Origin of the sequence: Luteimonas endophytica (genome assembly GCF_029887875.1) — a bacterium.
GTDB classification, from domain to species: Bacteria; Pseudomonadota; Gammaproteobacteria; order Xanthomonadales; family Xanthomonadaceae; genus Luteimonas; species Luteimonas endophytica.
Map to the genome: position 1 here is coordinate 48,671 of NZ_JARXRM010000025.1, position 14,325 is coordinate 62,995.

9 protein-coding genes are annotated in these 14,325 nt (G+C 74.0%); 3 read left to right on the plus strand and 6 right to left on the minus strand.

Annotated elements, in window-relative coordinates:
- Positions 1-5 precede the first annotated feature (5 nt).
- The 4 genes from QFW77_RS05950 to QFW77_RS05965 are packed head-to-tail and all read right to left on the minus strand — an operon-like array spanning position 6 to position 7,301.
- The gene (locus QFW77_RS05950) at positions 6-1,751 is read right to left on the minus strand and encodes a glycoside hydrolase family 43 protein (protein ID WP_425603286.1); all 1,746 of its coding nucleotides are present in this window, start codon (positions 1,749-1,751) and stop codon (positions 6-8) included.
- A 5-nt stretch (positions 1,752-1,756) separates the two neighbouring features.
- Positions 1,757-3,031: a D-mannonate dehydratase ManD gene (gene manD, locus QFW77_RS05955; protein WP_280573461.1), complete on the minus strand. Its 1,275-nt coding sequence runs from the start codon at positions 3,029-3,031 to the stop codon at positions 1,757-1,759.
- A gap of 53 nt (positions 3,032-3,084) precedes the next feature.
- On the minus strand, positions 3,085-5,094 hold the full coding sequence (locus QFW77_RS05960) for a sialate O-acetylesterase (protein ID WP_280573463.1): 2,010 nt from the start codon (positions 5,092-5,094) through the stop codon (positions 3,085-3,087).
- Positions 5,091-7,301 (minus strand): alpha-glucuronidase family glycosyl hydrolase, encoded by a 2,211-nt coding sequence (locus tag QFW77_RS05965; protein WP_280573464.1) that lies wholly within the window; start codon positions 7,299-7,301, stop codon positions 5,091-5,093. Before QFW77_RS05965 ends, QFW77_RS05960 begins: the two co-directional genes overlap by 4 nt.
- 116 nt (positions 7,302-7,417) lie before the next feature.
- Here QFW77_RS05965 and QFW77_RS05970 point away from each other — a divergent pair, with 116 nt between their 5' ends.
- Complete coding sequence (locus QFW77_RS05970) at positions 7,418-8,554, plus strand: LacI family DNA-binding transcriptional regulator (protein WP_331487871.1); 1,137 nt, start codon at positions 7,418-7,420, stop codon at positions 8,552-8,554.
- A 141-nt stretch (positions 8,555-8,695) separates the two neighbouring features.
- Here QFW77_RS05970 and xylA read toward each other — a convergent pair whose 3' ends face one another.
- Positions 8,696-10,033 carry a xylose isomerase gene (gene xylA, locus QFW77_RS05975; RefSeq protein WP_280573466.1) on the minus strand — a complete coding sequence of 446 codons (1,338 nt, stop codon included), beginning with the start codon at positions 10,031-10,033 and terminating at the stop codon, positions 8,696-8,698.
- Positions 10,034-10,081: 48 nt separating this feature from the next.
- On the minus strand, positions 10,082-11,593 hold the full coding sequence (gene xylB, locus QFW77_RS05980) for a xylulokinase (RefSeq protein ID WP_280573467.1): 1,512 nt from the start codon (positions 11,591-11,593) through the stop codon (positions 10,082-10,084).
- Between the two features lie 395 nt (positions 11,594-11,988).
- Between xylB and QFW77_RS05985 the strand changes: the two genes are divergently transcribed.
- Entirely contained in the window at positions 11,989-12,504 is a 516-nt protein-coding gene (locus QFW77_RS05985) for a c-type cytochrome (protein WP_280573468.1), read from the plus strand.
- 75 nt (positions 12,505-12,579) lie between these two features.
- Positions 12,580-14,322: an ExeM/NucH family extracellular endonuclease gene (locus QFW77_RS05990; RefSeq protein WP_280573469.1), complete on the plus strand. Its 1,743-nt coding sequence runs from the start codon at positions 12,580-12,582 to the stop codon at positions 14,320-14,322.
- Positions 14,323-14,325 lie beyond the last annotated feature (3 nt).

The following is a 14,325-nucleotide window of genomic DNA, read 5'->3' on the forward strand; positions in this document are numbered from 1 at the left end:
GTGCCTCATCTGTCCGGCGCGAGCCGGGCGTGCGGCCCGACGGTGGCGCCGACGAAGCCGCCGGCGGTCTCGGTGCTGAGCACGGTGCCGTCCTGGCCGCGCGCCAGCCATTGCCAGCCTTCGCCGGCGTCGAAGGCGAAGCCGTAGGCGCCGGCGTCGCCGGTGATGCGCAGCGTTACCGTCGCCATAGCCGCTGCTCCTGCGTCGTTGGAAGCCGGGTTCCTGCCGCTTCCCGTCGATGGGGCATTCGCGCCGGGCGCCAGCGCGGCGGTGGCGACGACCTCGCGCGCGCCGCCGGCGCTGCGCTCCAGGAACACCTCGGCCGCGTCCGCGCCGCGGCGCACGCCGACGAAGTACCAGTGGCGCTCGTTCTGGAACGCGGCCAGCCCGGCCTCGGTGCCCGGCTCCGCCGGCAGCCGCAGCGCGGTGCTGGCCTCGAACGCGAGGTGCTGCTGGCGGCGCGCCAGGAACGCCGGGTTGCGCAAGGTGTCCAGGCCTTCGGCCAGCGGCTGGATCGCCAGCCAACCGGGCTGCGCCCGCAGGTCGGCCCAGTCCTGCTTCGGTACGCGCACGAAGCGCCAGGCGCCGTCGAGCGCCGGGCCGTCGAACTCGTCGCGCCACGTGAAGTTGCCGGTCATCGGCGCCTGGTCGGCGGGGCCTTGCATCCACGACGGGGCGGGGAGCACGTAGGGGATGGTGCGGCCGGGCTCGAGGATCACCGGCCAGCCGTCGCGCCATTCCACCGGCAGCAGGAAGGTCTCGCGGCCGGTGTTGTAGTGCGCGCGGTCGTAGTTGCGGCTGGCGAGGAAGGTGGCCCACCAGCTGCCGTCCGGCCCTTGCACCAGGTCGGCGTGGCCGGCGTTGGTGACCGGATCCGGCCGGTCGTCGGGCAGGTCGCGCTGGGTGAGGATGGGATTGCGGTCGTAGGGTTCGTACGGCCCCCACACGTCCCGGCTGCGCAGGATCACCTGCGAATGCTGCGGCCCAGTGCCGCCCTCGGCGCAGCTGAGGTAGTACCAGCCGTCGCGGCGGTAGAGGTGCGGGCCCTCGATCCAGATCGGGTTGCTGGCCGGGTCGACGCCGCCGTCGACCAGCACCCGGCGCGGGCCGGTCGGCTGCATCGCCTCCAGGTCGAATGCCTGCAGCCAGACCGCGCGGTGTCCGTCGTAGCGCGGCTCGCCTTCGGGCGGGCCGTTGTTGAGCAGGTAGGCGCGGCCGTCGTGGTCGAAGAACAGCGACGGGTCGATGCCGTCGACGCCGGGCAGCCAGACCGGATCCGACCAGGGGCCGGCCGGGTCGGTGGCGGTGACGACGAAGTTGCCGCCGCTGTCGACCGCGGTGGTCACCAGGTAGAAGGTGCCGTCGTGGAATTCGATCGCCGGTGCGAACACGCCGCGCGAGACGCCGAGGCCGTCGAAGTCGAGCATGTCCGGCCGGTCGACGACGTGGCCGATCCGTTCCCAGTGCACCAGGTCGGCGCTCTCGAACACCGGGATGCCGGGGTAGTAGGCGAAGCTGGAGTTGACCAGGTAGTAGCGGTCGCCAGCGCGGGCGACGCTGGGGTCCGGGTGGAAGCCGGCGAGCACCGGGTTGCGGTAGTGACCCTCGGGAAGCGGCTTTTCGAATACCGCGTCGCGGCCGGTGTACTCGAACCAGTCGAACAGCACGGGCTGCGCCTCGGCAGCGTGCAGCCACGCTGGCAGCGCGAGCAGCGCGGCGAGGAGCGACCCGCGGGGGCAGGGGCCACGCACGGCGATCACCAGTCCCACATCGAGCCGTCTTCCAGCCGCGCCACCGGCAGCTGCTTCGGCGCGTACGGGTACTTCGCCGCCAGCGCCTCGTCGAGGTCGACGCCGTGGCCGGGGGTGTCGCCGACGTGCAGGCGGCCCTCGCGCAGCGCGTAGTCGTGCGGGAACACCGCGTCGGTCTCTTCGCTGTGGAACATGTATTCCTGGATCCCGAAGTTCGGCACCCAGGTGTCGAAATGCAGCGCCGCACCCATGGTCACCGGAGAGAGATCGGTGGCGCCATGGAAGCCGGTACGGACCTGGTACAGCGCTGCGAAGTCGGCCAGCCGGCGGACGTGGCTGATGCCGCCGCCATGCACGATGGTGGTGCGGATGTAGTCGATCAGCTGGCGCTCGATCAGGTGCTTGCAGTCCCAGATCGAGTTGAACACCTCGCCCACCGCCAGCGCGGTGACCGAGTGTTGGCGGATCAGCTCGAACGCCTGCTGGTTCTCGGCCGGGGTGGCGTCCTCCAGCCAGAACAGCCGGTACGGCTCGAGGTCGCGCGCCAGCCGCGCGGCCTCGATCGGGCTGAGCCGGTGGTGCACGTCGTGCAGCAGCTCGACCTGGCTGCCGTGGTCGGCGCGCAGGCGCTCGAACAGCTTCGGCGCGGTCTCCAGGTACCGCGGCGTGTTCCACACGGTCTCGGCCGGCAGCTCGCTCTCGGCCGGCTCGTAGGCCTTGCCGCTGGAGATGCCGTAGGCCTTCTTGACCCCGGGCACGCCGCACTGCGCGCGCACCGCCAGGAAGCCCTGCTCGAGGAAACCGCCGACCGCGTCGCTGGCCTCGCCGATGTCGCGGCCGTTGGCGTGGCCGTAGACCAGCGCGCCCTCGCGCGAGCGGCCGCCGAGCAATCGGTAGAGCGGCAGCCCGGCCATCTTGCCGAGGATGTCCCACAGCGCCACGTCGACCGCGGCGATCGCGGTCATCGTCACCGGGCCGCGCCGCCAGTACGCGCCGCGATGCAGGAACTGCCAGGTGTCCTCGATGCGGCCGGCGTCGCGGCCGATCAGGTTCGGCACCACGTGGTCCTGCAGGTAGCTGGCCACCGCCAGCTCGCGGCCGTTGAGGGTGGCGTCGCCGAGGCCGTACACGCCCGAACGGGTGACGAGCTTCAGGGTCACGAAGTTGCGCCCGGGGCTGGTCACGACCACCCGGGCCTCGACGATCTCGCGCTCGCGCGCGGAGCCCTGCGGCTCGCCTGCCGATGGAGATGACGGCGCGGACGAACGCGTGCCGGTCATGGCCGGCGCCCTTGCGCGATGTCGAGGATCTGCATGTCGGCTCCGCTGTGGTTCTATTCTTCGATCCGCGCCTCGAACGGCCCCGCCGGCAGGCCGGCGCCGTCGAACAGGTTGACCAGGGGGCTGTCGGCCCAGCCGTAGCGCACCCGCGTCGCGGCGGCGGGCGCGTCGCGCAGCACCACGTCGCCGCCGCGGATGTCGGCCTGGGCCCAGCGGCAGCGCTCCGGTTGCGGTCCGCACAGCTCGAAGCCGACCGGGCCCGGAGCGCCGTAGGCGAGCAGCTCGCCGTCGACGCCGGCGAAGGACACCACCACCGTGTCGCCCTGGCGCCGCACCGCCGAGGGGACCGGCCCACTCGGCGCCAGCCGCTCGCCGTAGACCACGTGGCGCGCGGCGCGCGCCAGGCGCCGGCCGAGCTCCTGCTTGTTCGGCGGATGCAGGTCGTAGCGGTCGCCGATGTCGATGGTCACCGCCAGGCCGGTGCCCGCGTCCTCGGCGGCGACCCGGCGCTGCGCCTCGCGCAGCTCGGCCCAGTCGCTCTCGGCCGGCTGCGCCTTCGGCATGCCGTAGCCGGCCAGCTGCACCACCAGCAGCGGCAGGCCCTCGCCGAAGCGGTCGCGCCAGTCGGCGCGCAGGGTGCGCAGCTGGTCGCCGTAGCGATCCGCCTCGAAGGTGTTGGACTCGCCCTGGTACCAGAGCGCGCCGCGCAGGCCGTAGCGGCCGAGCGGCGCGATCATGCCGTTGTAGAGCGTCGACATGCCCGCCGCCGATTGCCACGGCGCGGGCGGCGGCCAGTCGTTGCCGGGCGCGGCGCGGTAGCGCCAGTCCCGCAGCGGCACGCGCGAGCCGTCCGCCAGGCGCAGGTACTGCGCCGACCCCGGGCCGCCGAGGCCGCCGGCCCGGTAGGTATCGAGGGCGTTGACCACGACCGAGTTGTCGCCCGCCTGCAGCAGGCCCGCCGGCAGCGGGTATTCGCGCGCCCGGCCCGGGTCGTAGGCGCTGCCGACGCCGCGGCCGTTCACCCAGGTCATGTCGGTCTCGTCGACCGGGCCGAGCACCAGCACCGCGTCCTGCGCCGCCTGCGCGGCGCTCAGGCGCGCACTGGCGCGATACCAGACCATGCCGTCGTAGTCGGCCAGTTCCGGCACGCCCCACTGCTCCCACGGGCCGAGCGCGGGCGGGGCCGGGCGCCAGTCGCCGCCGGGCGCAGGGTCGGTTCGCCAGGGTTCGTCGCCGGCTGCGGTGCCTTCGCGCGCCGCCCACCACTCGGCCCACAGTTCGCCCCAGCGCCCGGCGGCGGCGACCGGATCGACGGCGTACTGCGCCAGCGCCGCCAGCACGCCGTCCTGGCCGCCGGCGGCGCGCAGCGCCGGCGCGCTGGTCCAGGCCTGGATCCGCGAGCCGCCCCAGGCGGCGCTCACCAGGCCCATCGGCACGTCGACGGTCCGCTGCAGCTCGCGGGCGAAGAAATAGCAGGCGGCGGAGAAGTCGCGCACCGAGTCGGCGCCGACCGGCCGCCAGCGCACCGGTTCGGCGAAGCCGTCCTGCGGCAGCGGCGCGCCGGCCTTGGGCACGGTGAGCAGGCGGATGCGGTCGTTGCCGGCGCCGGCGAGCTCGGCGCGGGCGTCGAGCGCGCGCCACACCTGCAGCTCCATGTTGGACTGGCCGGCGCACAGCCACACGTCGCCGACCAGCACGTCCTCGATGCGCTGCTCGCGCTCGCCGGCGCGCGCGGTGAGCGCGTGCGGGCCGCCGGCCGGCAGCGCCGGAAGCCGCGCTTCCCAGCGGCCGTCGGCGTCGGCGCGGGCACTGGCGCGGCGCCCGGCGAACTCCAGCTGCACCGGCTCGCCGGGCTGCGCGGTGCCGTACACGCGCAGCGGCTGGCCGCGCTGCAGCACCGCATGGTCCTGGAACATCGGGTGCAGCAGCGGCGCCGGCGCGTCGGATCCGGCGGACGCCTGCTGTGCGCTGGCGGCCGCGGCCGCGGACAGCGCCAGCGCCAGCGCGGCCAGCAGCGGCGGGGCGGCGCGACGGGTCCGCCGGGGCGGCGCGAAGACGCTCATCGCCCGTCCCCCGGCGCGTGCGGGAACTCCAGCGCCTGGTAGTGCTCCAGCGGCTGCGGCGGCGGCGCGTGGCCATCCGGCAGCGGGCGCTGCGCGAAGGTCTGGAAGTAGGCGATGCTGGCGTCGCGCCACCACTGCGCCTCCTGTTCCTGGATGGCGAGAAACGCCGCCACCTGCGCGTGCCGCTCGGGGTCGATCCTGCCTTCCAGGCCGTCCCAGGTCGCGCGCATCTCGCGCACCGCGGCCACGCCGCGGTCGTAGCGGTGCACCAGCTCGTCCCACAGCGGCCGGCCCGAGCGGGTCCGGTAGTCCCAGGGCACGTGGTGGAACCAGAGCAGGAAATCCTCCGGCACCCGCTCCAGGTCGCCGAACTGGCGCGCCACCGGGGGCGCGTACTGCGAGACCGCGTCGCTGCCGGTGGCGGTGCGGTCGAAGCCGATGCCGTCGCGGCTGGCGCGGTGGAAGTACACCGAGGTCCAGTCGGCGCGCGGCCCACCCTCGACCCAGGGGCCGGGGCCGTAGTGGTGGCCGCGGCCCATCAGGTGGTGCAGGCCCAGCGGGGTCATGTAGTCCACCACCGCCTGGTGCGAGGCCATCATCATGTCGACCACCGGTTCGACCACGGCGGGATCGCGCGAGAAGGTCATCCGCACCCAGTCGGCGGCGATCTCGCGCGCGGAGGCGTGCGGATCCCAGGCCAGGCGCCCGTAGGCGTACCAGTTGGCCTGGTCGAAGTGCGAGCCGCTCCAGTTGCGGTCGCTGCCGATGTTGGCGACCCCGGCGATGCCGGTCGGCCGCTGGCCGTGCAGCGAGCCGTCGATCACCTTCGCCACGGTCGAACCCTCGCCCTCGGCGTGGGTGTCGGCGCGCAGCACCTCCTCCCACATCGGCCCCAGGTACACCAGGTGGGTGGCGAAGCCCAGGTACTCCTTGGTGATCTGGAACTCCATCATCAGCGGGGTCTGGGGCATCGCCCCGAACAGCGGGTGGAACGGCTCGCGCGGCTGGAAGTCGATCGCGCCGTTCTTCACCTGCACCAGCACGTTGTCGGCGAACTCGCCGTCGTGCGGCACGAACTCGGTGTAGGCCTGCTTGGCGCGGTCGTCCGGCTCCTCGTCGGAATAGACGAAGGCGCGCCACATCACCACGCCCTCGTGCGGCGCGAGCGCCTCGGCGAGCATGTTGGCGCCGTCGGCGTGGCTGCGGCCGTAGTCCTGCGGGCCGGGCTGGCCTTCCGAATTGGCCTTGACCAGGAAGCCGCCGAAATCGGGGATGCGGGCGTAGATCTGGTCGGCCTTGGCGCGCCACCAGCGCCGCACCGCCGGGTCCAGCGGGTCGGCGGTGGCGAGCCCGCCGATCTCGACCGGCGCGCTGAAGCGCGCGCTGAGGTACACGCGGATGCCCCAGGGCCGGAACACCTCGGCCAGCGCGGCGACCTTTTCCAGGTACATCGGGGTCAGCACCAGGGCGTTGGCGTTGACGTTGTTGAGCACGGTGCCGTTGATGCCGATCGAGGCGTTGGCGCGGGCGTAGTCGGTGTAGCGGGGCTCGATCCAGCCGGGCAGGCGGTGCCAGTCCCAGATCGACTGGCCGGCGTAGCCGCGCTCGACGTGGCGGTCGAGGTTGTCCCAGTGGTTGAGCACGCGCAGCTGCAGCTTCGGCGCCGAGCGCAGGTCCAGCGCGTCGACCGGCGCGCCGGTCTGCAGCAGGCGCAGGTAGTGGAACGCGCCGTAGAGCGCGCCGATGTCCTGGTTGGCGACGATCGCGGTGGCGGGGTGGCCGTCGATCTCGAGGCTGCGGATCAGGTAGCCCTCGCGGCCCAGGCCTTCCAGCGCCGGCCGCAGCCGCGCCAGCGCCGGCACGGACTCGGGGGTGCCGACCACCAGCGCGCCGGGCCGGGCGACCGCGTCGGCCAGCGGCGGGGCGGTGCCCAGCAGTCCGCCCAGGCCGCGCAGCAGTTCCTGGCGGGCGACCGCCTGGATCGGGGTGGCGGCGGCCGCGACCAGGGCGGTCACCGGCGCCGCGGAACCACGGGCCGGCTCGGCCAGCGGCTGGTAGCGCAGCCACAGCGCATGCCCATCCTCGGCGACCGCCGGGATGGCCCAGGCCGCCGCCAGCGCCAGCACCGCCGCGAGCACGCCGGCACGGCGCCACCCCGGCCGGCGACCGGCCCATGTCGCGATCCGCGACCCACACGCTCTGCGCATTCTCCCTCCCGTGCTGGTCCCGGAGACGGCGCTCTGCGGCGCGTTGTCGCGGGGCCCGAGTTGAATGTTATCGGTAACATGGAGGGCCGGCGCTGTCCAGTCCGCGACCGCCCGCGGTGCTATCTTCCCTGCTGCAGGAGGCGGACCGGCGGGTGATCGCCGCCGCCGCCGATCCGGAGGGAACGCGTTTGGGCAACGTTACGAAGACGGTCCGCCGCAAGGGCCGGGCGTCGACGATCCACGAGGTGGCGTCGCTCGCCAAGGTCTCGCCGATGACCGTCTCGCGGGTGGTCAACGGCTCGGGCAACGTCCGCGACGTCACCCGCGAGCGGGTGATGCGCGCGGTCCGCGAGCTCGGCTACACCCCGAACCTGGCGGCGCGCTCGCTCGCGGGCGCGCAGGGCACCCGGATCGCGCTGATCTACACCAACCCCAGCGCCGCCTACCTGAGCGAGCTGCTGGTCGGCGCGCTGCGCGGCACCGCCCGCTGCGCCGCGCAGCTGGTGGTCGATTCCTGGGACGGGTTCGACGCCCGCGCCGAGCGCAAGGCGGCGCGCGCCCTGGCCAAGAGCGTGGCCGGGGTGATCCTGCCGCCGCCGCTGTGCGAATCCAACGCGGTGATCTCGGAGCTGACCGCGGCCAAGGTGCCGGTGGTGGCGATCGCCTCGGGCCGCGCCAGCGACGACATCTCGCGGGTGCGCATCGACGACTTCCGCGCCAGCCGCGAGATCACCGCCTACCTGATCGCGCGCGGCCATACCCGGATCGGCTACATCGAGGGCAACCCCAACCAGAGCGCCAGCGCGCGCCGCTACGAGGGCTACCAGGCCGCGCTGCAGGACGCCGGGATCGCGGTGGATCCGGGGCTGGTGCAGCACGGGCTGTTCACCTACCGCTCCGGGCTGGAGGCGGCCGAGAAGCTGCTCGGCCGGCGCCGCGTGCCCACCGCGATCTTCGCCAGCAACGACGACATGGCCGCGGCGGCGGTCTCGGTGGCGCACCGCCGCCACCTGGAGGTGCCGGGCGACCTGTCGGTGGTGGGCTTCGACGACACCTCGGCGGCGACCACGGTGTGGCCCGAGCTCACCACGGTGCGGCAGCCGATCGCCTCGATGGCCGACTCGGCGATCGGCATCCTGATGCGCAGCATCCGCCACAAGGAGCGCGACACCCGCGTGGTGGTCGACCACGTGGTCGCGCACCTGCTGGTGGAGCGCGACTCGGTCTCGCCGCCGGACGGCACCGCGGGCTGACGGCCGCGCAGCCGGTGGCCGCTGGCAGCCGGTTCGGGCCGGCGATCGCGGCCATGGGGGCCCCTGCAGGGGGAGTGCCGGACGGGTCCGGCGTCTGCAGGAGCGTCCCATGGACGCGAGACAACATCGCTCCGTTGCGCCTCAGCGCACCAGGTACTGGTTGAGCAGGTTCTCGTAGCGCTCCTGGCGGCCGCTGCGCTGCTGCGGCTCGCCGAGCTCGCCGGCCTTGGCCGCGAGCGCCGCCAGGTCGAGGCCGCCCTCGGCGAAGGCCTTGCCCGACCCGCTGTCGAAACTGGAATAGCGCTCCGCGCGCCAGCGCTCGAGCGGCGAATCGGCGAGCAGCGCATGCGCCACCTCCAGCCCGCGCGCGAACGCGTCCATGCCGCCGATATGGGCCTCGAACAGGTCCTCCGGCGCGGTCGACTCGCGCCGCGCCTTGGCGTCGAAGTTGAGCCCACCCGGCGCCAGCCCGCCCTGCCGCAGCACCACCAGCATGGCGCCGACGGTGTCGTACAGGTCGGTGGGGAACTGGTCGGTGTCCCAGCCGTTCTGCGGGTTGCCGCGGTTGGCGTCGATGCTGCCGAGCAGGCCGTGGTCGGAGGCCACCTGCAGGTCGTGCTCGAAGGTGTGGCCGGACAGGGTGGCGTGGTTGGCCTCGATGTTGAGCTTGAAGTCGCCGGCCAGGCCGTGACGCTGCAGGAAGCCGGCCACGGTGGCGCTGTCGAAGTCGTACTGGTGCTTCATCGGCTCCATCGGCTTGGGCTCGATCAGGAAGTTGCCGGTGAAGCCGATGCTGCGGCCGTAGTCGCGCGCCATGCCGAGGAACCGCGCGAAGTGGTCCAGCTCGCGGCGCATGTCGGTGTTGAGCAGGCTGGCATAGCCTTCCCGTCCGCCCCAGAACACGTAGTTCTCGCCGCCCAGCTCGACGGTCGCGTCGAGCGCCGCCTTCACCTGCACCGCGGCGCGCGCCACCACCGCGAAATCCGGGTTGGTGGCCGCGCCGTTCATGTAGCGCGGGTGCGAAAACAGGTTGGCGGTGCCCCACAGCAGCTTGACGCCGGTATCCCGCTGGCGCTGTTTGGCCGCCGCCACCATGTGCGCGAGGTTGTCGCGGTACTCGTTGATGTCGTCGGCGTCTGGCGCCAGGTCGACGTCGTGGAAGCAGTAGTAGGGCACGTCGAGCTTGGTGAAGAACTCGAACGCCGCATCCAGCCGCGCCTCGGCGCGCGCCAGCGGCGTGTCGCCGCGCTCCCAGCCGAAGGCGCGGGTGCCGGGGCCGAACGGGTCGTGGCCGGCATTGCAGAACGTATGCCAGTAGCACACCGCGAAGCGCAGGTGCTCGCGCATGGTGCGGGTGCCGATGGTGCGCGCGGCGTCGTAGTGCTTGAACGCCAGCGGGTTGTCCGAACCGGGCCCCTCGTAGGGAATGCGGCCGATGCCGGGGAAGTACTCGTGCTTGCCGATGAAGGGTGTGCTCATGGGGATGCCGGTGATGGGAGAGGAAGGAGGGGGCCGGGCGGCCGGGCGCTAGCCGGTGCCGGCCTGCGGTTCGGCGTCGTGGAGCCGGCGCGCGGCCTGCAGGTGGCGCAGGAACTTCGCGTACGGCGCGCGGTAGGCCTCGACCGCGGCCGGATCCGGCCGCGCCGCGAGGGCGGGATCGACCTGCACGTGCTCGCGCGCGATCGTGGCGATGTCGGCACCGCCGGCGCCGGCTTCGAGCGCCCACAGCGCCTGCAGTGCGGCGCCGAAGGCGGCGCCTTCCGCCTGCACCGGCACGTCGACCGGCAGACCGAAAACATCGGCCACCATCTGCCGCCACGCCGGGCTGCGGCCGCCGCCGCCGGTCACCCGGATCGCGTCGAAATCCAGCCCGGCCCCCAGCAGCGCGTCGTAGCCGTTGCGCAGGCTGTAGGTCGCGCCCTCCATGGCCGCGCGATAGGCGTTGCCGCGGGTCAGGTTGGACAGGTCCATGCCGGCGAGCGCGGCGCGCGCATTGGGCATGTCCGGGGTCCGCTCGCCGTTGAAGAACGGCAGCAGCACCAGGCCGCCGGCGCCCGGCGCGGTGCCGGCCATCGCCGCATCGCCATCGCGCGCGTCGAAGCCGAGCAGGCGTGCGATCTGCTCGGTCGCCAGGGTGCAGTTCATGGTGCACACCAGCGGCAGCCAGCCGCCGGTGGAGTCGCAGAAGGCGGCCCAGCCGGCGGCGGCGTCCACCACGGGCCCGCGGGCGTGGGCGAACAGCGTGCCGGAGGTGCCCAGGCTCATGCTGAGCACGCCGGGCGCGACGTTGCCGGTACCGATCGCCGCCATCATGTTGTCGCCGCCGCCGGCCGAGACCCGCACGCCGCGCGGCAGGCCGAGCTCGGCGGCGATGGCCGGGGCGATGGCGAAGCTGGCGTCGGCCGCCACCAGCGGCGGCAGGCATTCGCCGAGGTCGCGCTCGGGGTCGGTCGCGGCCAGCAACTCCGGCGACCAGCGCCGGTTGCGCACGTCCAGCCAGCCGGTGCCGGAGGCGTCGCCGCACTCCATCCACTGCTCGCCGGTGAGCCAGAAGTCGACGTAGTCGTGGGGCAGCAGGATCGACGCCAGCCTGGCGTAGGCGTCGGGGCGGTGGCGCCGCGTCCACGGCAGCTTGGAGGCGGTGTAGCCGACCAGGATCGGGTTGCCGGCCAGCGCCACGCAGCGCTCCGCGCCGCCGGCCGCGTCCATGATCTGGCCGCACTCGCGCTGGCTGCTGGTGTCGCACCACAGCTTCACCGGCGCCAGCACCTCGCCGGCCGCGTCCAGCGGCACGAAGCCGTGCTGCTGGCCGGAGACGCCGATCGCCGCCACCCGCGCGCGCTGGTCGGGCGCGAGCCGCGCGAAGCAGGCGCGGATCGCGTCCAGCCACCAGGACGCATGCTGTTCGCGGCTGCCGTCGTCGCCGGCCAGCAGCTCCAGCGGCTGGCCGTGCGCGGCGACGATGCGGCGCTGCTGCGGGTCGTAGGCGAGCAGCTTGACCCCCTGGGTGCCGACGTCCAGACCGACGACGAGGCTCACCGGCCGCCCCCAACCACGAAGGTAGCGCTAACAAAATCGGCGATGGCAAACCCGCGCCGCGACATCGGGGGGAAGAGGAATCGCATGGGGACCCGGACCGGAGGAACCCGAAAAGGGTAACCGCGGATGCCGGGAAGCCCTTGCTGCAGTGCAAAAAACGCCCGCCTGGCGCGCTTCCGGCGCCCGGCCGCGGCGGCCGATGCGCTAGACTACGCCCCGGTCCACGCCGGCTAGGCGGACGCGGGACGGCGGGCGCGGAGGTTGTTCCGCGGGCGCGCCCCGCCCGACGGACGGGGCGGCGGGCCGGGCACCGGCACGCCTGAACCGGGCCGGATCAACCCGATATACTCCGCCGTTTAGCTGTGGCCCGGTGGCCACGCGCCAAAGGTATCCACGTGCGCAACTACGATCTCGATTTCCTGAAGAAGTTCTCGCTGGTGATCCTGTTCCTGATGCTGGTCACCGCGGGACTGATCGGCACGGCCGCCTGGCTGCACCGGTCGATTCCGGCCGACGTGCCCGAGGCCGCGGTGCAGCGCCAGCTCGACCGCATCGCCCCGGTCGGCGACGTCTATGCCGGCTCCACCGGCGCCGCCGCCGCCGCCGCCGCCGCGAAGGCGGCCGAGGCCGCCGCGGCGTCGCAGGTCGCCTACGGCGGCACCCTGGACGGCGCGGTGATCTACGACAACCTGTGCGCCGGCTGCCATACCAGCGGCGCCGGCGGCGCGCCCACCCTGGCGCAGGCGCAGTGGAGCGCGCGGATCGCCCAGGGCGAGGACGTGCTGCATCGCCACGCCATCGAGGGCTTCACCGGCGCGGCCGGGGTGATGCCGCCGCGCGGCGGCAACCCCGCGCTCAGCGACGAACAGGTGATCGCCGCGGTCGACTGGATGCTCGACAACCTGCAGTAAGCTCTGTCGGGCCTGCCTCGCGACGCCGCCTCCGGGCGGCGTCTTCGTTTGCGCGCCCGCCCGCCGGAGACCGTGATGCCGCCCTTGCCCAAGCCGAAGACCGCCCTGCCCGCCGTGCTGACCGCGCTGCTGGCCGCCTGCGGCACGCCCGAGCCCGCGGCCGTGCCCACCGCGATCGGGGCGGTGCAGGGCGACGCCGCACGCAGCCCGCTGGAGGGCCGGGAGGTGCTGGTCGAGGGCGTGGTGACCGCCGATTTCAGCCGCCAGCTCGGCGGCTGGTTCCTGCAGGACGGCGGCGACGGCGACCCGGCCACCTCGGACGGGCTGTTCGTCTCCGCCGAGAACGCGTTCGCGGTGCGCGGCGGCGACCGGGTCCGGGTCCGCGGCCGGGTCTTCGAGCTCGGCGAGGGCGAGGGCACGCTCACCGCGCTGCGGCCGCTGGCGCTGGAGCCGCTGGGGCGCGCCGAGACCGCCGCCGCCGTGCTGGAGGCGGTGCCGGAGGACTGGGAGCGCTACGAGGGCATGCGGGTCCGGGTGTCCGCGCCGCTCACCGTCAGCGGCCATCGCGACCTCGCCCGCCGCGGGGTGCTGCTGACCGCGTTCGGCGGCCGGCTGCCGGCGCCGACCGAGGCCGCGCCGCCCGGCGCCGCGGCCGCCGCCGTCGCCGCCGACAACCTCCACCGCACCCTGCTGCTCGACGACGGCCGCGGCGACGAGGATCCGCCGGGCGTCTGGTATCTGCCAGGCGATGCGCAGGCGCCGCGCGCCGGCAGCACGGTCGAGGGCGCGGAGGGCATCGTCGACGCGCGCTGGGGCCGCCGGCGGCTGCAGCTCACCGCGCCGCTGCAGCTGCGGGCGGCGCCGCGGCCGGAGCCGCCCAGGGTCGGCGGCGACGTCCGCATCGCCACCCTCAACCTCGAGAACCTGTTCAACGGCGACGGCCGCGGCGGCGGCTTCCCGACCGAACGCGGCGCACGCTCGCCGCGGGAGCTGGCGGCGCAGCTGGAGCGGCTGGCGGCGACCGTGGCGGCGCTCGACCCCGACGTGCTGGCGGTGGCCGAGCTGGAGAACGACGGCTACGCGCCGACCTCGAGCATCGCCCAGCTGGCCGCGGCGCTGGGCCGCGGCGGCGCCGAGTGGCGCTTCGCCGACCCCGGCCAGGGACCGGGCGAGGACGCGATCCGGGTCGGGCTGCTGCACCGTGCCGACCGGGTGCGCGCCCTCGGCGCTCCGGCCACGCTTGCCGGCGGACCGTTCGGCGAACTCAGCCGCAGCCCGCTGGCGCAGGCCTACGTGCCGGTCGCCGAAGGCAGCGACGCCGGCGCGGCGTTCGTGGTGGTCGCCAACCACTTCAAGTCCAAGGGCTGCGGCGAAGCGCGGGGCGCGGAACGCGACCAGGGCGACGGCCAGGGCTGCTGGAACGCCGCACGCACCGATTCGGCGCGGCGCCTGGGGCGCTGGCTGGAACAGGACCCGACCGGGTCCGGATCCGATCTGCTGGCGATCCTCGGCGATCTCAACGCCTACACCCAGGAGGATCCGATCCGCACCCTGCTCCGGGCCGGCTGGCAGGATGCGCTCGGCGATGCCGGCGAGGCGTACACCTACGTCCACGAGGGCCAGGCCGGGCGGCTCGACCATGCGCTGCTGAGCCCGGCCCTGGCGGCGCGCCTGGCGGGCGCGGCGATCTGGCACGTCAATGCGGATGAACCGCAGAACGTCGGCTATCGCGCGGGCAACGGCGCGGAACGGCAGGGCCCCTGGCGCAGTTCCGATCACGATCCGGTCCTGCTCGGGCTGCGCCTGCGCACACCGTGAACC

What these genes read in the sequence shown, in the direction of transcription:
- manD (WP_280573461.1), bottom strand. Translation starts at nt 3,031, where the DNA reads ATGACCGGCACGCGTTCGTCCGCGCCGTCATCTCCATCGGCAGGCGAG.
- QFW77_RS05960 (WP_280573463.1), bottom strand. Translation starts at nt 5,094, where the DNA reads ATGAGCGTCTTCGCGCCGCCCCGGCGGACCCGTCGCGCCGCCCCGCCG.
- QFW77_RS05965 (WP_280573464.1), bottom strand. Translation starts at nt 7,301, where the DNA reads ATGCGCAGAGCGTGTGGGTCGCGGATCGCGACATGGGCCGGTCGCCGG.
- xylA (WP_280573466.1), bottom strand. Translation starts at nt 10,033, where the DNA reads ATGAGCACACCCTTCATCGGCAAGCACGAGTACTTCCCCGGCATCGGC.
- QFW77_RS05990 (WP_280573469.1), top strand. Translation starts at nt 12,580, where the DNA reads ATGCCGCCCTTGCCCAAGCCGAAGACCGCCCTGCCCGCCGTGCTGACC.